14 protein-coding genes and 1 tRNA gene are annotated in these 19,230 nt (G+C 68.4%); 8 read left to right on the top strand and 7 right to left on the bottom strand.

The features are described 5' to 3' along the window. Positions 1-93: 93 nt before the first annotated feature. On the top strand, positions 94-813 hold the full coding sequence (locus ABD262_RS02275; protein WP_344130510.1) for a GntR family transcriptional regulator: 720 nt from the start codon (positions 94-96) through the stop codon (positions 811-813). A 444-nt stretch (positions 814-1,257) separates the two neighbouring features. Here ABD262_RS02275 and ABD262_RS02270 read toward each other — a convergent pair whose 3' ends face one another. The 5 genes from ABD262_RS02270 to kduI form a co-directional block, all read right to left on the bottom strand. After that, on the bottom strand, positions 1,258-2,970 hold the full coding sequence (locus ABD262_RS02270) for a glycerol-3-phosphate dehydrogenase/oxidase (protein ID WP_344130507.1): 1,713 nt from the start codon (positions 2,968-2,970) through the stop codon (positions 1,258-1,260). A 98-nt stretch (positions 2,971-3,068) separates the two neighbouring features. Beyond that, the gene (glpK, locus tag ABD262_RS02265) at positions 3,069-4,592 is read right to left on the bottom strand and encodes a glycerol kinase GlpK (RefSeq protein WP_344130504.1); all 1,524 of its coding nucleotides are present in this window, start codon (positions 4,590-4,592) and stop codon (positions 3,069-3,071) included. Further along, entirely contained in the window at positions 4,589-5,410 is an 822-nt protein-coding gene (locus ABD262_RS02260) for an IclR family transcriptional regulator (RefSeq protein WP_344130501.1), read from the bottom strand. The genes glpK and ABD262_RS02260 overlap by 4 nt, the downstream gene beginning before the upstream one ends. Further along, positions 5,407-6,168 carry an SDR family oxidoreductase gene (locus ABD262_RS02255; RefSeq protein ID WP_344130498.1) on the bottom strand — a complete coding sequence of 254 codons (762 nt, stop codon included), beginning with the start codon at positions 6,166-6,168 and terminating at the stop codon, positions 5,407-5,409. The genes ABD262_RS02260 and ABD262_RS02255 overlap by 4 nt, the downstream gene beginning before the upstream one ends. After that, positions 6,165-6,983 carry a 5-dehydro-4-deoxy-D-glucuronate isomerase gene (gene kduI, locus ABD262_RS02250; RefSeq protein WP_344130495.1) on the bottom strand — a complete coding sequence of 273 codons (819 nt, stop codon included), beginning with the start codon at positions 6,981-6,983 and terminating at the stop codon, positions 6,165-6,167. Before kduI ends, ABD262_RS02255 begins: the two co-directional genes overlap by 4 nt. 169 nt (positions 6,984-7,152) lie before the next feature. Between kduI and ABD262_RS02245 the strand changes: the two genes are divergently transcribed. From ABD262_RS02245 to ABD262_RS02215, 7 genes are read left to right on the top strand one after another with little or no spacing between them, the layout of a single operon-like run. After that, positions 7,153-8,454 carry an ABC transporter substrate-binding protein gene (locus tag ABD262_RS02245; RefSeq protein WP_344130492.1) on the top strand — a complete coding sequence of 434 codons (1,302 nt, stop codon included), beginning with the start codon at positions 7,153-7,155 and terminating at the stop codon, positions 8,452-8,454. After that, positions 8,451-9,362: a carbohydrate ABC transporter permease gene (locus ABD262_RS02240; RefSeq protein ID WP_344130489.1), complete on the top strand. Its 912-nt coding sequence runs from the start codon at positions 8,451-8,453 to the stop codon at positions 9,360-9,362. Before ABD262_RS02245 ends, ABD262_RS02240 begins: the two co-directional genes overlap by 4 nt. After that, positions 9,359-10,261 carry a carbohydrate ABC transporter permease gene (locus ABD262_RS02235; RefSeq protein ID WP_344130486.1) on the top strand — a complete coding sequence of 301 codons (903 nt, stop codon included), beginning with the start codon at positions 9,359-9,361 and terminating at the stop codon, positions 10,259-10,261. Before ABD262_RS02240 ends, ABD262_RS02235 begins: the two co-directional genes overlap by 4 nt. Further along, complete coding sequence (locus ABD262_RS02230; RefSeq protein ID WP_344130483.1) at positions 10,258-13,005, top strand: hypothetical protein; 2,748 nt, start codon at positions 10,258-10,260, stop codon at positions 13,003-13,005. Before ABD262_RS02235 ends, ABD262_RS02230 begins: the two co-directional genes overlap by 4 nt. Continuing rightward, the gene (locus ABD262_RS02225; RefSeq protein WP_344130480.1) at positions 12,995-14,122 is read left to right on the top strand and encodes a glycoside hydrolase family 88 protein; all 1,128 of its coding nucleotides are present in this window, start codon (positions 12,995-12,997) and stop codon (positions 14,120-14,122) included. The genes ABD262_RS02230 and ABD262_RS02225 overlap by 11 nt, the downstream gene beginning before the upstream one ends. Next, positions 14,119-15,045, top strand: coding sequence for a sugar kinase (locus tag ABD262_RS02220; protein ID WP_344130477.1), 927 nt, complete (start codon positions 14,119-14,121; stop codon positions 15,043-15,045). The genes ABD262_RS02225 and ABD262_RS02220 overlap by 4 nt, the downstream gene beginning before the upstream one ends. Beyond that, positions 15,035-15,652, top strand: coding sequence for a bifunctional 4-hydroxy-2-oxoglutarate aldolase/2-dehydro-3-deoxy-phosphogluconate aldolase (locus ABD262_RS02215; protein WP_344130474.1), 618 nt, complete (start codon positions 15,035-15,037; stop codon positions 15,650-15,652). Before ABD262_RS02220 ends, ABD262_RS02215 begins: the two co-directional genes overlap by 11 nt. A gap of 296 nt (positions 15,653-15,948) precedes the next feature. Here ABD262_RS02215 and ABD262_RS02210 read toward each other — a convergent pair. Together ABD262_RS02210 and ABD262_RS02205 are read right to left on the bottom strand one after the other, a co-directional pair. Then, a tRNA-Met gene (locus tag ABD262_RS02210) sits at positions 15,949-16,025 on the bottom strand. A gap of 87 nt (positions 16,026-16,112) precedes the next feature. Next, positions 16,113-19,211: a UPF0182 family membrane protein gene (locus ABD262_RS02205; RefSeq protein ID WP_344130471.1), complete on the bottom strand. Its 3,099-nt coding sequence runs from the start codon at positions 19,209-19,211 to the stop codon at positions 16,113-16,115. Positions 19,212-19,230: the final 19 nt, after the last annotated feature.

Here is a 19,230-nt window from a genome sequence, read left to right as displayed (position 1 = left end):
TCAGCGACCATAGACCCACCTGATCCAGTTAGTCCAGTAGTGGTCCATAGGTCTATCTGGTCGACCAGTAAGCCTAACTGGTACAGTTCCCGCGTGACGACCACCAGCGCGCCCCAGCAGGCCTACGAGCGGCTCGCCCACGACCTCGAGGTCGGGCAGTACGCCCCGGGGGGCCGACTTCCCGGCGAACGTCAGCTGGCCGCCTCGCTCGGGGTGAGCCGGGCGACGTTGCGCCTGGCCCTGTCGCGACTCGAGCAGGAGGGTGTGCTCAGCCGCTCGGCACAGCGGGGCTGGTTCGTGCCTCGACAGGTGCTCGGCGAGCCACCCAGCACGCTGCAGTCGTTCACGGAGATGGCCCGGGCGCGAGGGTTGCGACCGACGACCCAGGTCCTTCGGCAGGAGCTGCGACCGGCAACGATGGACGAAGCCGCCAAGCTGCGGATCGCACCCGCCGCGCCGGTCATCGAGATCGACCGGCTCCGTGGCATGGACGGGACCCCGGTCTGCTTCGACGTCGTCGTCCTGGCTCAGCACCGGGCGGGCGCGCTCGCCGACGCGGACCTCAATGACGCGTCGCTCTACGAGCAGCTGCGCGAACGATGCGGACTCGAGGTGCACCGCAGCGCCTACACCCTGATGGCCGACCTGGCCGACGCGGAGGTCGCGGCGCTGCTCGGCACCCGCGTCGGTGCCGCTGTCCTCATCGGTGACGAGGTCGGCTATGCCGCGGACGGGACGCCCGTGCTCGTCGGCCGGAACACCTATCGCGGAGATGCCTATCGATTCGAAGCCGACCTGTACCGCAGGGCCTGACCCCCGCACGATCGGCTTGCCGTGAGACCGCAGAAGGCCCGGACCAGTGGTCCGGCCCTTCTGTCGCTGACGCGTTGGTAGCGGGGGCAGGATTTGAACCTGCGACCTCCGGGTTATGAGCCAGCCCAGCGCACGTCTCACACGTCCCGCACCCTCTCCCCCCCGCACAGAATCTCGGCGTCGTGTCCCCGACGTCGCGCCGCGTCTCAAGCCGTCCCGCTACCTCCCGGTTACACATTTGGCTACACCTCCGTGGCTCGAGGACAAGTCTGGTCCTCCGGCCCCTGGGGTTCTAGGGTCGCGTCGGAGACCCACGTCTGGCCGTTTGTCGACCTATCCGCCTGCTGCAGCGACGTTCTGGTTCCCGTGAAGGCGACCGTTCGTTGACCCCGAACCGATGCATCCCCCAACATTCCGCCGCCGCGCCCGCCCCGACTCCCGCAGTCAGGCCCGTTTGGCTCCCATGCGTACGTCCGGGGCGCCCACTCGTGCCGCATCGGCGGTCTGGTCGTCAGGCTGCGCCTGAGATTCCCGCTCGGCCGCCACGCGCGCGGTGTAGTGCTCAACCTCTCGGTCGATGTCCTGATCGGTCCAGCCGAGGACGGGAGCCACGATGCGGGCGACTTCGGGCGCGGCGGCCAGGCCCCGGTCGAAGGTCTCGATGCTGACCCGGGTCCGGCGGGCGAGCAGGTCGTCCAAGTGCAGGGCACCCTCATGGCTCGCGCCGTACCGCATCTCGACGCGCAGGTACTCCGGAGCACCGGCCAGCGGCTCTCCCAGCCCGGGCTCCTCCGCCACGAGCTGAAGCAGCTCGTGGACGAGCGTGCCGTAGCGGTGCAGCAGGTGTTCGATCCGAGCGATATGGAGGCCGGACTCGTCGGCGAGTCGTTGTCGGGCGTTCCACAGGGCGGGGAACCCTTCGGCGCCAACGACGGGGATGCGGTCTGTGACGGAGGAGGGGGCTGCCACGCCGAGCGAGTGCAGCGCCGCGTCGACAGCGTCCTTGGCCATGACGCGGTAGGTCGTGTACTTCCCGCCTCCGATCATCGTGAGGCCGGCGACGGGAGTCACGACAGCGTGCTCCCGGGACAGCTGGCTGGTGGCATCGGACTCCCCTTGGAGCAGCGGCCGCAGACCCGCGTACACGCCCTGGATGTCCTCATGGGTCAGCGGAGTGCTGAGGAGTCGGTTGGCCTGTTCCAGCAGGTAGTCGATGTCGGAGCGGCTTGCTGCGGGATGTGCCAGGTCGAGGTTCCAGTCCGAGTCGGTGGTGCCGACGATCCAGTGGTCCTCCCACGGGATGACGAACAGCACGCTGGTCGCGGTGCGGCTGATGAGCCCGACCGTGGCGTTGATCCGGTCCCGCGGCACCACGAGGTGGATGCCCTTCGACGCGCGGACGCTCAGCTGTCCGCGCCCACCGACCAGCTGCTGGATGTCGTCAGTCCAGACACCCGTCGCGTTGATGGTCTGCTTGGCCTTCACCTCGACCTGGCCACCGCCCTCGAGGTCGGAGACGACGACCCCGGTGACGCGGTCTCCCTCGCGACGAAACCCGGTGACGCGGGCGCTCGGCACGCACACCGCGCCATACTGCTGTGCCGTGCGGGCGAGCATCATCGTGTGGCGCGCGTCGTCGAGCTGGCCGTCGTAGTAGCGGACGGCTCCGACGAGGGCGTCCTTGCGCAGGGCAGGGAAGAGCCGACGAGCCGCCCCGCGGCTGAGGTGCTTGTGCGTCGGGACGCCGTGCCTGCCGCCCAGGACGTCGTAGAGGGCCACACCGGCGCCCACGTAGAGTCGCTCCCACCCACGGTGCCGCAGGGGGTAGAGGAACGGGACGGGTCGCGCCAGGTGCGGCGCGAGCGTGTTGAGGATGAGGGACCGCTCTCGCAGCGCCTCCCTCACGAGCCCGAACTCCAGCTGCTCGAGGTAGCGCAACCCGCCGTGGACGAGCTTGCTGGATCGACTCGACGTCCCGGATGCGTAGTCGCGCTGTTCGACCAGGGCAACGGAGAGTCCGCGGGTCGCGGCGTCGAGCGCGGCGCCTGCTCCCACCACCCCGGCGCCCAGCACGACGACGTCGAACTCGCGGGACGCCAGCTGGGCCAGGGCCTCCGCTCGTTGTCGCGGACCAAGCTCACCGTGCGTGCTGTGCATCGGTTCCTCCTGGGCGGCGCGAGCCGCGGGTTGGGATGGGCTCGGTTCGAACGCGGCGCCGGGGTGGACGCGGCCGCGGTCGGTTGCCGAGGTGGGGCTCATGACACGTCGACCCAGTCGAGTGTCCGCTCGACGGCCTTGAGCCATTGGCGGTGACCGTGCTCGCGTTGCTGGGCATCCCACGTGGGCGCCCACTGCTTCGACTCCTGCCAGTTCGCCGACAGCTCGTCGACGCCGGACCAGAAGCCGGTTGCCAGGCCGGCCGCGTAGGCGGCACCCAAGGCTGTGGTCTCGGCGACCACAGGGCGGCTGACCGGAATACCGAGGATGTCTGCCTGGACCTGCATCGCGAAGTCGTTGGCGGTCACCCCGCCATCGACTCGCAGGACGTCAAGGCGGACGCCGCTGTCCTGCTCCATCGCGGCCATGACGTCCTTGGACTGGTAGCAGATCGACTCCAGCGCCGCCCGCGCGAGATGCGCCCTCGTGTGGAACCTGGACAGGCCGACGATGGCTCCGCGCGCGTCGGGCCGCCAGTACGGGGCGAACAACCCGGAGAATGCGGGGACGAAGTACAGGCCACCGGTGTCGGCGACGCTGCGCGCGAGCGCCTCGCTCTCGGCCGCGTCGCCGATGATGCCGAGTTGGTCCCGCAACCACTGGATGGCCGAACCGGTCACGGCGATCGACCCCTCCAGGGCGTAGGCGGGCGGCGCTTCGCCGAACTGGTAGGCGACCGTCGTGATCAGCCCGTGCGTGGAGTGGACGATGTCCGGACCGGTGTTGAGCAGCAGGAAGTTGCCTGTGCCGTAGGTGTTCTTGGCGTGGCCGGCCTCGAAGCAGAGCTGTCCCACACTGGCCGCCTGCTGGTCGCCCAGGTCACCGGACAGGGGGACTTCCCCCCGGAACGGCCCGGCACCCAGCGTGACGCCGTAGTGGTCCGGGTCCGCGGACGGCCGGATCCGGGGAAGCATGCGCCGTGGCACACCGAAGAAGCCCAGCAGCTCGTCATCCCAGTCCAGGGTGGCCAAGTCCATCAGCATCGTCCGGCTGGCATTCGTGGGATCCGTGACGTGCACGCCACCGGAACGCCCTCCGGTGAGGTTCCACAACAGCCACGTGTCGGTGGTCCCGAACAGCGCACGGCCGGACTCGGCCGCCTCTCGCAGACCTTCGACGTTCTCGAGCAGCCACTGCAGCTTGCCGCCGGAGAAGTATGCCGCCGGCGGAAGACCGGCACGTGCCCGGATGACCTCCCCGCGCCCGTCGCGCTCGAGAGCTGCGGCGATCCGGTCGGTGCGGGTGTCCTGCCACACGATGGCGTTGTGGAAGGGCCGGCCGGTCACGGGATCCCAGACGACGGTGGTCTCCCGTTGGTTGGTGATGCCCACTGCGGCGAGGTCGGGTGCGGTCAGCTTCGCCTTGTCGAGCGCCACCTCGATGACGTTCTCCGTCCGCCGCCAGATCTCCAGGGGATCGTGCTCGATCCACCCGGTCCGCGGCAGGATCTGCTCGTGCTCGAGCTGGTGGGCGCCGACCACGGCCCCGGCGTGGTCGAAGATCATGAATCGCGTGCTGGTCGTTCCCTGGTCGATGGCGCCGACGAAGTCAGAGGCGGTCATTGCCGGGTCCGCAGTGGGGGGGCGAGATCTGCGGCCGTCGGTCGGTAGCCCAGTGCCTGCGACACCTCGCGTGCGGCGGCCACCACGAGGGGAGCGACCTCCCGAACGCGCTTCTGGTCGATCTCGAACGCCATCGCGGACATGCTGATGCCCCCAGTGGGAACTCCGCGGTGGTCACGCACCACCGCGGCGACGCATCGGGTGTGCAGCTCGTTCTCCTCGTCGTCGATCGCGTACCCACGACGTGCGACGGCCCTCAGGTGCTCGATCATGGTGTCGGCGTCCGTGATGGTTCGCGGCGTCGCCGCCGGCATTCCCGCACGGCTGAGGATCGCCCGAGCTTCATCCTCCGTCAGCGCTGCCAGGAGAGCCTTGCCGATGCCGGTGCAGTGCACGGGGATTGCCAGCCCGACCCTGGAGCGCATCTCGTAGGCGCGCCGGCCCTCGACCTTGGCCACGTACACGGCCTGGTCGCCTTGGCGCATCGCGAAGTGGACCGTGTGCGTCGTCTCGTCCCGCAGCCTTTCCAAGATGGGGACGACGATGCCCATGCCGGCGTCTGAGGCCGCTTGGGCCGACAGGGTGAGGAGACCGGCTCCCGGGAGATACCCGTGGTCGCCATCTCCGCGCACCCAGCCCAGGCTCACCAGCTCCTGGATGATCCGATGCACGGTGGACGTGGGCAGTCCCGTCTTACGGCTGATCTCGCTCACCCCCGAGTGCTCGGTCAGGGCCTCCACGACCCGGACCACCTTGGCCACCGCGGTGGCCCGGTCCCCCGGTGGATCGTCGCTCGACATCCTCGGGCTCGCGGTCATCGGGCCATCCACCCGCCGTCGACCACGAGGGTGTGGCCCGTGATGTATCGAGCGGATGGACCCGCGAGGAAGACGACCGCGCCAACGAGGTCCTCCGGCGTCCCCCAGCGTCCGGCGGGGATTCTCGCGCGGATGGCCTCCTCCCGGTCAGGATCCGCACGCAGAGCGCTGGTGTTGTCGGTCGCGATGTAGCCCGGGGCGATGGCGTTCACCGTCACGCCGTACTGCGCCCATTCGTTGGCCAGCGCCTTCGTCAGGCCGGCAAGGGCGTGCTTGCTCGCCGTGTAGGAGGCGACGTTGATCCCGCCCTGGAACGAGAGCAGTGACGCGGTGTTGATGATCGAGCCCCTGCGCCGCTCCACCATCCCAGCGCCCACGGCCTGCGAGAGCACGAACGCGGAGTCGAGGTTCGTGGCGACGACACGCTGCCAGTCGGAGTAGGCGACCTCGAGCGCCGGCGCGCGGGAGATCATGCCCGCGTTGTTGACCAGGATGTCGACGGGGCGCTGGTCCCCGAGCTCCCGGGCCGTGCGAGCGGCCTCTTCCGGGTCGGACAGGTCACCGATGACGGTGGACACCTCCCGACCGAGACTCGAACAGGTCTCCTGGGTCTCGCGCAGGCTCGACTCGCTGCGTCCCCACAGGACGATGTCGGCCCCGGCCGCGGCCAGCGCCTCGGCCATGGCTGCTCCGATCCCCCTGCCGGCTCCTGTCACCAGCGCCGTCTGCCCGGTCAGCCCGAAGCTCGCCTCCATCATGAGAGGTCTGCCGTGTCGACTGGATCCATGTCGTTGTAGGCCAGGTTCTCCCCACCCGTTGCCCACACGAACTTGTAGGAAGCCGTGCCGGCGCCGAAGTGGACGGACCACGGTGGGCTGATGACGGCCTGGCGGTCGGCCACGATGATGCTCCTCGTGCTGGACGGCTCCCCGCACAGGTGGACGACCCGCTCGTTCTCCGGTAGGTCGAAGTACAGGTAGGTCTCGGTCCGACGGTCGTGCGTGTGGCACGGCATGGTGTTCCAGACGCTCCCACTGGCAAGCGTCGTGATCCCGATGGCGAGCTCACACGAGGCGACGCTTGCGCCGTGGACGTACTTGCGGATGGTCCGCTTACTGGCGGCAGAGTCCTCGCCGACTTCGACGACGTCCGCGTCGTCGCGAGCGACGAGCGTCGTGGGCAGCCCGCGGTGCGCCGGCACGGACACGAGGTAGAAGGTGGCTTCGCCGGACACCTTGATGGACTTCGTCCCAGCGCCGACGTACAGGATGTCCTCCCCCTCCATCGCGTACTCGGCGCCGTCCGCACTGACGAGCCCCGGGCCGGCGAGACAGACGATTCCCAGCTCGCGTCGATCGCAGAGCGCCTCCGCGCGCACCTCGTCCGGCGCCACGATGTCGAGCGACTGCCCGGCCGGCATTGCTCCGCCGATCAGCACGCGGTCGCCCTGGCTCAGACAGAAGCGCACCTCGCCGGGAGCGAAGAGCCCTTCCACGAGGAAGCGCTCGCGCAGTGCTGACGAGGGCAGTGCATCGAACTCGGACGGGTGTGTGGCCAGCCTGACGTCAGTCATGGGACTCCCTTATCGGTGGTGCAGTGCGGTGTCACGCTTCCCGTCTGATGGGAAAGTCTTCCCTTCTGGCGGAATAGGCTCCAGTATGCACGTGAACAACGGATTACGCCAGAGCAGCCATCCCGGCCGATACGGCATCCGATGACATCCACAGAGAGGTGGAATCCCCATGCGACTTCGTGTGAAGATCGGTACTGCTGGCCTGGCGCTCGCGGCGATGGCCCTGACGGCGTGCGCGCCCGGCTCGTCGAGCTCGTCCTCCGACTCGGCCAGCGGCCCCAAGACCGTGGACTTCAAGAGCTTCAAGGGCAAGACCCTGACGTACGTCTACTTCACCGACGGCCCGGACGAGCAGGCCACCAGGGACGCGATCGCCAAGTTCGAGACCGAGACCGGCGCGAAGGTCAACCTGCAGATCCTTCCCTTCGCCGACCTCAACACCTCCCTGCAGGCCCGGCTCTCCGCAGGCAACGCTCCCGAGGCGGCGCGCGTCGCCGACTGGCAGGTGTACAAGGACGAGGCCGTCGATTTCAAGCAGTACTTCGGGAACGACTACCCGAAGGAGTTTTCGCCCGGCGTCGCCAGCACGGTCCAGGACGCCGCGGGCCACATGTATGCCGTCCCGAGCGACCTCACCATCAACGGACCGATGATCAACGTCGACGCGTTCAAGAAGGCTGGCGTTGCGGTTCCGACCAAGTGGACCTGGGAGCAGCTGGTCGCGGACGCGAAGAAGGTCGCGGCAGCGAACAAGATGCCGTACGCCGTCGCCATCGACAAGTCCGGCAACCGCCTGAGCACGGTGCTGAGCCAGTACGGCACCGTGATGATCGGCAAGGACGGCAAGAACGCCTTGGACAAGGACAAGGCCGCCAAGGCCCTGACGTTCTTCACGGACCTCGTCAAGAACAACACCGTGCCGAAGGACTTCTGGCTCGGGTCGGGGAGCAAGTACTCGGGCGCGAACGAGATCTTCCTCGCCAAGCAGGTGCCGGTGTACCTGTCCGGTCCCTGGCAGGTCGGCGCCTTCGCCAAGAGCGCCAGCTTCGAGTGGGCCGCCGTGCCGAACCCGTGTGCGGAACGCTGTGGTGGATTCCCCGGCGGCAAGTTCATGGTTGCGTTCAAGAACAGCAAGGAGCCCACGCTGGGCGCCGCGTTCGTGCAGTGGATGAACCGCACCGAGAACCAGAGCGAAGTGGACAAGACCGCCTTCTGGCTGCCCACGCGTCAGGACCTGACCACCTCGGGGGTCAAGTACCCCAGCCGTGACAGCGACATGGCCACCTTCATCTCCCAGATCGGCGAGACCCCGGAAGAGACCTGGGCCACCAACAGCAGCCCCGCGTTCACGAAGTCCGCCACGGCGCTGATCGCCGAGACTGACAAGGTGGTGGCCGGCCAGCAGGACGTGGCGACGGCTGTGACCAACCTGTCGGCCGCCATTGACAAGGCGATCAAGGAGTCGTCGTGACCGCCGCCGCCTCCGTCAAGGCGCGCTCGCGCAGACGGGGGGTGAACAGCCGGCACATCGCGCCCTACCTGTTCGTCTTGCCGAACATGCTGATATTCGGGCTGTTCACCATCTGGCCAGCGCTGAATGGTCTCAACCTGAGCTTCTACGACAGCAGCAACGGGCGGACCTTCAAGCCCGTGGGCACCGAGAACTACCGGGCCATCCTCAGTGATGCCGAGTTCTGGAGCGTCGTTCGGCACACGGCAGTGTTCACGGTCGGCTTCGTGCTCATCTCCACGGCCTTGGCCACGGTGCTGGCGCTCCTGCTGCACGCCCAGCGTCGCGGCCGCGGAGCCCTCAGCGCCGCGTACTTCCTCCCCGTGCTCATCTCACCGGTCGTCGTCGGGATCATCTGGAGAGCAGCCTTCGAACGCAAAACTGGGCTGGTGAACCAGTCGATCTCGGCGGTCGGCCTGGGCCAACCCGGATGGCTGGTCGAACCCCACCTCGCGCTGATTGCCATCATCTTGGTGGGAACCTGGATCCACCTCGGCTTCTACGCGATGATCCTGCTCTCCGGCCTGCAGTCGATCGACACCACCTTGTACGAGGCAGCGAAGATCGACGGATCCACGGCGTTGCAGTCGGCACGGCTGATCACCCTGCCGCTGCTCCGGCCCACGATGATGGTCGTGATCATCCTGGCGACGATCGCTGGCTTCCAGTCCTTCGACTTCATCTTCACCCTCACTGGAGGCGGGCCCGTGCGCGCCACCACGCTGATGGTGCAGTACATCTACGAGAACGGGTTCAGCTTCCCGATCGAGTACGGCCTGGCCAGTGCGGCCGCGGTCATCCTCTTCGTCGTCGTCTTCACGGTGACGTTCGTCAACTACGTCATCGGACGCAGGAGCGACGCGATATGAGCACCCAGTCCGCCCTCGAGCAGACCCAGTCCCGCCCCGAGACACCAGGCCCACGGCGTACGTGGACGTCGAGCACCGGTCGTCCCCCGAGCGTCAGCACCGTGGTGCGCACCACCTTGCTCACTGCCGGCGCCCTCGCAACGATCGCGCCGGTGGTCTGGGCGGCGTTGTCCTCCTTCAAGACCCAGGAGGAGCTCGCGCAGACACCACCCACGCTCGTGCCGCACCACCCCACCGTCGACAACTACACGACGGGCCTTCAGGCGTTCGACTTCGGCCACTACCTGACGAACAGCCTGATCGTCACGGTATCGGCCACCCTCCTCACCCTGGTGATCAACTCGATGGCGGCGTACGCCTTGGCCAAGTACAACTTCCGCGGCCGGACGTTGCTGTTCATGATCACTCTGGCGACGATCATGATCCCCCTTCAGGTGATCCTCCTGCCCGTCTACCAGATGGTGGCGTCCCTGGGGATGACCAACTCCCTGCTGGGGCTGATCATCCCGCCAGCGGCGACCCCGACCGGAGTCTTCCTGCTGCGGCAATACATGCTCACGCTGCCCGACGAGATGATCGAAGCGGCCCGCATCGACGGGGCTGGTGAGTGGCAGATCTTCTGGCGGATCATCCTGCCTCTGAGCCGTCCAGCGCTTGCCGTGGTCGCCATCTTCTCGGTGATCTGGCGATGGAACGACTTCCTCTGGCCGCTCATCGTCGCCCAGGACGAGTCCAAGCAGACCCTGCCGGTGGCCATCGCCCGGTTCGCCAGCCAGCAGGCCATCCCGTTCAACCAGATCCTGGCGGTGTCCGTCGTGACCATCGTCCCGATCGTGATCATCTTCCTCATCCTCCAGCGGCAGATCATCGCCGGACTCGCCCAAGGGGCCATCAAGTGATCCCAGCAGAACCTCGTCCCACCACCAACGGCAGGACCGTGCACACCCTCGACGCGCAGGGGTACATCAGGGACTGGCTCGTCAGCCCCGCGTGGAGCTCCCCGTGTGACGACCTCGACCAGGTGCTCGCCGCAGACGGAAGCCCCTGGGGAGCCGAGGGCCGGTGGGTCCTGACCAACGGCCCGGACGTCGCGCCGCTGAAACGCCTGTTGTACCAGCGGCATCCGCTCCTCACCCGGCAGGCCGCTCCGGAGGTCGTCGAGGGAGGGGAGATCGGCTGGACCCGCTCCGAGGGTGATGAGCCCTCCACAGGCACCTGGCAACGCACCCACGTCGGTGGTGACGGGCTCGTCGACTGGAGCCGGTTCTGTTACACGCCCGAGTACCGCCATGCCATCGCCGCCACCACTCTCGAGGTGGACCAGGCCGAGTACCGCGACCTCGAGGTGTCGAGCACCGGCCCAGTGGCCGTGTTCGTCGACGGCGAGCTGCTCCTCGCGACGGAGGACTTCGGCTACATGGAACCGATCCGCCACACCATCAGGGTCCGGCTGGAGTCCGGGACCACCTCCCTCGTCGTGGCCACGTGGCAGGTTGCCTTCCGTGAGTGTCGTCACGTGGCGGCGGTTCGGGTCCAGGGTCTCCCGGTCAGGGTGGTGGTCCCCTCCCCCGGAGCGGACGAGCACCAGTCCAGGGTGGCCGAGCAGCTGCTCGACTCGATCGGCGTCGGCCCTTGGGTCAGCACGAATGGCACGACGAAGGTCACCGGTCCACGCGGCAGCCGGATCCTGGTCTCCGTGGCCGGCGGGCCCAGTCAGTGCCTGGTGCTCGAGAGCGGCTCCGCCACCCTCGACCTTGCCCAGGCACAGCCGGGCGACGACCCGGACTCCGAGGGCGCTGCCTCGATGCTGAGCACTGGCGAGAGCGAGCTGACCCTCCGGGTGGACCAGCCCGAGGTGCCGGTCTTCCGGGTGGCCAGGGTTGCGACCTTGCCCGAGAAGCGACGGGACCGCCCCACCGGCACCGAGCCCCGAGTATGGCGGCAGGAGTTCCTCGAGCACAGCGCCGCCGCCGGCCCGGGCACGGCCCGAGCGCTGGCCCGCCAGGCACTCGAGCCGGGCCAGCCGCTGGACCCCGCGGACCTCGAAACGGCGCTGAGGATGATCGGCTCGCGCTACGACTGCGCGGACTTCGAAGCCGTCGGGCTCGTCCACCTCTGGCGCCGCATCCCAGTGGACTGCTGGGCGGATGAAGACCGGGCCCGCATCCGGGACGCCCTCACGACCTTCAAGTACTGGATCGACCAGCCAGGCCTTGACGCCATGTGCTACTTCACCGAGAACCACCAGTTCGTCTGGCACACCGCCGAGCTGCTGGTGGGCGAGATGTTCGCCGACGAGAAGTTCAGCGGTACCGGCTGGACCGGACGTCAGCACGCCGAACACGCCTACCCCCTTGCGGAGGAATGGATCCATCGCAAGCTCGCAGGCGGCTTCAGCGAGTTCGACTCCAATGCCTACCTCGCCATCGACTGCTTCGCCCTGGTCTCACTGGTCGAGTTCGCCGAGTCGCCAGAGCTCCGACACCTGGCCGAGGCCCTCCTCGACAAGTGTCTGCTCACGCTCGCCACGAACTCGTGGAAGGGAGTGCACGGAGCCGCCCACGGCAGGTCCTACACGCACACCCTTCGGTCGGCCCGGTTCGAGGAGACCGCTCCGATCATGTGGCTCCTGTGGGGGGTCGGCGCGCTGAACGACGCCACCCTGCCCGCAACCTCGCTGGCCACGACCGAGCACTACACACTGCCACCGGTGATCCGCGCGCTGGCTCAGCACAGCCCCGAGGAGTGGGACGGCAGGCAGGTCTACCGCGGCGAGTACCGCCTGCACCATGACCTGCTCGCCCGTCCCTACGGCTCGGACCTGCGCGTCTGGCGCACCCCTGACGCGATGCTGTCCAGCGTCCAGGACTACCGTTCGGGGCTGCCAGGACTCCAGGAGCACATCTGGGGCGCGACGCTGGGTTCCGAGATCCAGGTGTTCGCCACCCATCCTGCGGCCGACACGATCAGCTCGGCGGCTCGCCCGAACAGCTGGGCCGGTCAGCTGGTCCTGCCGCGGGCACACCAGGACCGCGACACCGTGCTGGTACTGCACCGCCTACCCGAGCAGGACTGGATCGGCACGACGCATGTGTGGTTCCCGGTTGCACTGTTCGACGAGTGGCAGCAGGTCGGGTCATGGCTCGCCGGGCGGGTGGACGACGGCTACGTGGCCCTCGCGACCGACGGCGGTCTGCGACCACAGCTGACGGGCGACGAGTCGTGGCAGTGCTGGTGGCCCAACGGTGACGGCCGGAGCTACGTGACCACCGTCGGTCGCCGCGCCGTGGACGGTTCGTTCGACGACTTCGTCGGCGCGCTCACGGAACCCGCGTTCGGTGGCAGCAAGGCCGATCCCTCAGTCGGCTGGACGGCGCGCGACGGGCGGGCCCTGCACGTCGCCTGGTCGCAGGCATTCACGGTGGACGGTCGGCCGGCAGGACTCGGCCTCGACGGTCGCCCGGAGAACCCCCCACACCTCGCCAACCCGGCCTGTCGTCAGGAGTTCGGCGCAGCTGGCCTCGAGGTCGAATGGGAGGGCGAGAAGCTCGTCATCGACTACGCGGCGGGACGTCGAGTCGAGCCCCGGAGCGGCGTCCCCGCGTCCCTGTCCTCGGACGGGGGTCAGCGCCATGGCCGGTAGCGACCTCACCTCGAGCCGCTTTGCCGCACCCCCGCTGCCGCCACTCAGCGGTGAGTCGTTGACGCGTGATGCCCTGGTGTCGCTCGGGAGGCAGATCGAAGACAAGACCTGGCACGACGGCCTGCCCGACTTCTTCTGGGGGGAGGGCGTCTGCCTGCTCGGGATGATCCGCTTCGCCGAGGCGGTCGGCGAGTCCTTCCCATCCCGGGTCAGCGAGTGGCTGGATGAGCACGGTCGCGGCGACCTGGTCCTCGATCACGTGAACCACCTGGCTCCCGGCACCGCTGCCGTTCTGGACGGCAGACCGGAGTCCGAGGCCCTCGCCGCCCGGTTGCTCGGCTGGCTTCAGAGCTCTCCCGACGTGACCCACGCATCGAATGGCGCCATCGAGCACTGGCCCGGTGGCGTCTGGGCCGACACCGTCTTCATGGGAGGACTGTTCCTCGGTCACCTCGGGGAGACACGGGGTGATGCGGCACTGGTCTCGGAGCTGGGCCGCCAGTGGCTCACGCACGCCGAGATCCTCCAGGACGAGGCGACCGGTCTGTTCGTGCACGGTTCCCATGCCGGGATCGCCATCCGGTGCTTCTGGGGCCGTGCCAACGCCTGGATGGCGCTGGGCGCGGTGGAGTACCTCGAGCTCGCGCAACGGCGTCCGGACCTCGTCGACCCAGAGGCAGTCGAGGCGGTACGCACCCGAGTGGCTCGCCAGCTCACAGCGCTTGCAGCCTGTCAGCCGGCCCACGGCGTGTGGAGCGTGCTGGTCGACGACCAAGCGGAGAACGCAGGGGTCCTGGAAACCTCAGCCGCGGCGGGCCTCGGTGCGGCCATGCTCCGAGCCAGCCAGGTCGTGCCGGGTCTCGACGACTCCGTGGTCGAAGCCGGGTGGCGAGCTGTTGCGGGAGCGCTCGCCTACGTCGAGAACGGAGCCCTGACCCGGGTCAGCGCTGGGACCGTCCTGCAGCTTGTTCCCTTCGGCTACAGCGTGATCCGCGACGACCGACCGCAGCTCTGGGGTCAGGGCCTTGCCCTGCACGCCGTGGCCGCCGCGCTCGCGGCCCAGGGGGGCGGGGCGGCCGTGTCGGCGACCGACGCGGGCGCCGGGGCCCGACGGTGAGCACCATCCTGTGCGTCGGTGAGGCCCTCATCTCGCTGACACCCCCCGCCGGGACTCCGCTGGTGGACGCGACGGACCTGCACCTGAGTACCGGTGGCGCCGAGGTCAACGTGGCCGCTCATCTCGCTCGCCTCGGCGTGCCCACACGCTTCGCGGGACGGGTCGGCCAGGACGCCTTCGGGGCGCGACTGCGGCAGACGCTCGATGATCTGGGAGTCGACAGCAGGTTTCTCGAGGTCGATCCCGAACGCCCGACGGGGCTCTACGTCAAGGACGCCACCGGTTCTGCTACGACCATGCGGTACTACCGCAGCACCTCCGCGGCCACGAGCTATCGCCACGTCCCGGCTCCAGCCCTCGCCGACGTGGCACACATCCACCTCACGGGGATCACGCCCGCACTGTCAGACGACTGCCGCCAGCTCGTCGAGGAGCTTCTCGCGCTCGACGACGTGAAGACGTCGTTCGACGTCAACTACCGCAGCGCCCTGTGGGGCAAGGGTGAGGCTGCCGGCATACTGCGGTCTCTGGCCGAACGGGCGGACATCGTCTTCGTCGGCCTCGATGAGGCGGGCGACGTCTGGGGCTGCCGCACCGTTGACGAGGTCCGTCGACTACTCCCCCAGCCGTTCGAACTCATCGTGAAAGACGGCTCACGTGAAGCAGTCGCATTCGTGGGCTCACGGGTGGTGAGAGTGCCAGCACCAGTCATCGATGTCGTGGAGCCGGTCGGCGCCGGCGATGCATTCGCGGCGGCATACCTGGCTGCACGCCACTACGGACACGACCCCGAAGACGCTCTGCATTGGGGACATACCCTTGCTGGGGCGGTTCTGCAGGTGCTCGGGGACCACGGGGTGACCATGGACCGAACCACCCTGGAGGAACAGATACGGGCCGAGGCGGTGAACCATGGCGCCTGACACCACCGCCGAGGGCGTGACCGCGTTCGTCGACCAGGTATCCCGGGCGCGGATCATCCCGGTGCTGCGAACCCAGAGCGCGGATGAAGCCGTGAAGGCGGCTGGCCGTTGCTTCGACGCCGGACTGACCATGGTCGAACTCACAGCTACCACGACCGACTGGCCACTGGCCCTCCAGCAGGTGCGCAAGGACCACCCTGATCGTCTGGTTGGCGTCGGTACCGTGCTGGACGAGGCGGCTGCCCGCAGGGCCAACGACGCAGGAGCTGACTTCGTGGTCTCCCCGTGCCCGGTCCCCAGCGTGAGGGGCGCTCTCAAGGGACAGATCCCCCTGATAGAGGGAGGGCTGACAGTCGGCGAGATCCTGGCCGCCGCACAGCACGGCGTGGCGAAGCTGTTCCCGGCTCACGTCGGCGGGGTCAGGTATCTGCGCTCCATCCTCGCGATCGCGCCCAACAGCCGGATAGTCCCCACCGGGGGAATCCCGCTCGCGGACGTGTCCCAGTGGTTGGCTGCCGGTGCGAGCGCCGTCGGTGTAGGTCGCGACCTCCTGGAGGTTGGCGACATGGTCGCAGCGATCCGCCAAGCACTCGAGACGCCCCCGTAGTCACATCGCGACTCCTCCCTGTCAAGCAAGGGAGACGGGCTGGCAAGCAGATCCCGCTCCGACTCTGCGCTGTGCGCTGACCTGCGATCGTCCGGACAGCGACCCGGCGACACCCCGAAAGGGCATCCAAGCCCGGTCATCGCGACGTCTCATGTGTTTCTGCCTTGTCCCAGGCGGCCCGTCCCGTCCGTCCCGTTCAAGACCGTCTCAGCGCCGGTTGGTTACACATTTGGCTACACGTGCCAACGCCAGAGGCCCTCTCCTCGAAAGGAAAGGGCCTCTGACCTGCTACTTCGTGGTAGCGGGGGCAGGATTTGAACCTGCGACCTCCGGGTTATGAGCCCGGCGAGCTACCGAGCTGCTCCACCCCGCGTCGGTAGACACCACCTTACGGGAGGCTCTGCGCCGGAACCAAATCGGTGCCGGGCAGGGCCTCCCGCAGCAGGTCAGACGGTGTGCGTCACGGCGTGGCCGTGGTGGTGGGCGTGGCCGTGGGGGTGGGCGTCGCCGTGGGGGTGGCGGTCGTCGTCGGCGTCGGCTTGACCGTCACCGAGCCACCCTTGGGCGCTGCTGCCACCGCGCGCTGGATGGCCTCGCTCAGCTGCTTCTGTGCGGTGCCGTATGCCGCGAAGTCGCCTGCCTTGAGCGCCTTCTGGCCGGCGTCGTAGGCGGCCTGGATGTCGGCCAGCGCCTTCGCGAGCGCAGCCGAGTCCGCAGGTGGTGGTGTGGTCGGGGTGCCACCCGGGGTCGTGGGCGTTGTCGGGGTCGAGCCGGAGTCCCCGGCGGTGGCGCCGGAGTTGCCCCCGAAGAGCCCGTCCAGCGCGCCGTCGAGCGTGTAGGCCCAGGCGAGCTTGTCACCGAACGCGACCACCGTGGCTCGCTGCAGCGGGAACGCCGAGTCGCCCTGGGCGCGCACGTAGATCGGCTGCACGTAGAGCAGGCCACCTCCTACCGGGAGAGTGAGCAGGTTGCCCAGCGTGACGCTCGACCCGCTCTGGCGGGCGTTGTTGAGGAACTGGCTCAGGTTGAGGGCCGAGTCCGGCGAGGTGGCGTTGGACGAGCCGATCTCGTTCTGCACCTGGCCCGGGCCACTGACCTGGCTGTCCTTGGGCAGGGTCAGCAGCCGCATCGTGCCGTAGTCGCTGCTGCGCTGCCCCTTCGTCGACCCGGCGTCCGCGTCCACCGCCAGGAAGCCGGTCAGGATCTGCCGGTCACCCACTGGCTTGAACGTCGTCGTGATCGAGAAGCGGGCGTCGTTCTGGTCGGGCATCTTGAGGGTCAGGTAGTAGGGCGGCTGCACGACGCTGGCCTCCTGGGCCGGGTCCTCCGGGATCTGCCAGTAGTCCTGGCCGCCGTAGAACGACGCCGCGTCGGTCACGTGGTACTTCGCCAGCATCTGGCGCTGCACCTTGAAGAGGTCCTCGGGGTAACGGATGTGCGACATCAGGTCGGCGCTCATGTCGCTCATGGGGAGCACCGTGTTGTCGAACGCCTTGCTCCACGCCTTGAGCAGCGGGTCCTTGTCATCCCAGGCGTACAGCTTCACCGAACCGTCGTAGGCGTCCACGGTGGCCTTCACCGAGTTGCGCATGTAGTTGACCTGGCCGCTGCCGATGGTGGTCACGGCACTGGACCGCGCGGTCACGGAGTCGGACGTCGCGGTGTCGATGTCGGTGAGCCGCGAGTAGGGGTAGCTGGCCGAGGTCGTGTAGCCGTCGATGATCCACTGGACCCGGCCGTCGACGACCGCCGGGTAGGGGTTGCCGTCAGGGGTCAGCCACGGCGCGACCCGCTCCACCCGCTCGAGCGGCTGGCGGTGGTCGAGGATCCGGCTCTTGTCGTTGACGGCGTCGGAGAGCAGGAGGTTGAGCTCGCGGTACTTCAGCGCGTAGGCGAGCTTGCGCGGCAGCGAGCCCAGCGCGACACCACCCTTGCCGGTGTAGGTGCTGTTCTTCTGCCCGGCCGTGCTGTTGTCCGGGTAGTCGAACTCCCGCGGGCTGCTGCCCGAGGCCGCACCGACGATGGAGTACGACGGCGACTGCTCGCCGAAGTAGATGCGCGGCTCGAAGTCGGGCAGCTCGCCGGCCTGCGGGATGTTGCGCTCGTAGAAGACCGGCTGGCCGTCGGCGGTGCGCTGGTTGCCGAACGCGGCGACCAGACCGAAGCCGTGGGTGTAGACCGTGTGGTCGTTGAGCCAGTTGCGCTGGTTGGCCGGGATGCCGTTCAGGTCGAGCTCGCGCACAGCGAGCACGGTGTCGCGGACCTTGCCGTCGACGGCGTAGCGGTCCACGTCGAGCGCGTCCGGGAACGCGTAGTAGGACTTCACCGACTGCAGCTGCTTGAACGTCGGCGAGACGACGATCGGGTCGACCAGCCGGATGCCCGGGATGGTCTCGGCGTCGTCGCGCAGCTGTCCCTGGGTCGCCTCGGTGGTCGCGGTGTAGCTCTGGGTCTTCACGTCGGCGATCCCGTAGGCGGCCCGGGTGGCCTTGATGTTGCGGTCGATGTAGAGCTGCTCGAGCGACTTCTCCGACGGCTTGACCTTGAACCGCTGGTAGAGCGCGGGGTAGATGCTGCCGGCCACGATCGAGGTGATGAGCAACAGGGCGACGCCGATGATCGGCAGTCGCCACGACCGGGTCCAGATCGAGGCGACGAAGAGCGCGACGGTCATCAGGGCAGCGATGGCCAGGATCGCCTTGGTCGGCAGCACCGCGTGGGCGTCGGTGTAGCCGATGCCCGTCAGCAGCCGGGAGTCCTTGGTGGACAAGGCGTAGCGGTCGAACCAGTAGGTCGCAGCGCGCACCAGGACGAGCGCGGCCACGAGGATCGCCAGGTGGGTCCGGGCGGCCCGCGAGGTGCGCTCGGCGCGGGACTGGATCTGCAGGCCGCCGTAGACGTAGTGCGTGAACGCCGCCGCCAGGGTCGCCATCACCAACGCCATCGTCAGGAAGCCCAGCACGAACTGGATCCAGGGCAACGTGAACATGAAGAACGACAGGTCCATCCCGAACTGCGGGTCCTTGGTGCCGAACGACACCTGGTTGCGCCAGAGCAGGTAGGTCTTCCACTGCCCTGCCGCGCCCGTGCCCGCGAGCAGGCCCAGGATCGCGGGGATCGCGAAGATGGCGACCCTGCGCAGCGGCTCGATGGCCTCGCGGTACTGGTCGAGGTTCTGCTGCTGGGGCGTCACCGGGGCGTAGATGGGGCGGGTGCGGTAGGCGACGATGAGGCTCGACGCCACCACGGCCGCGGTGAGCACGAACCCGACGACGAAGAGCAGGATCTTGGTGGTCAGCTCGGTGACGAAGACCTGCCGGAACCCGACCGAGTCGAACCACAGCACCTCCGTCCAGAGGGAGGCCATGAGCGAGACGGCGAAGCCCAGCACGACGAGGACGATGAGGGTCGGCGCCAGTGGGCCGCGACGCCTCCCGAAGCTCAACGTCGGGGGACGACGGCCACCGGGTCCGGAGCCGGCCCCTCGCGGCGTGCCCTCCGGTCGGGCGCCTTCGCCACCCGGCTCACCCTGGCCGAACCATTCAGAGGAAGAACTCACACCACGCCCGATCATCCGT

It is taken from the genome of Pedococcus bigeumensis (assembly GCF_039531795.1).
Lineage (GTDB): Bacteria > Actinomycetota > Actinomycetes > Actinomycetales > Dermatophilaceae > Pedococcus > Pedococcus bigeumensis.
This window is presented reverse-complemented; position numbering and strand designations above follow the sequence as displayed.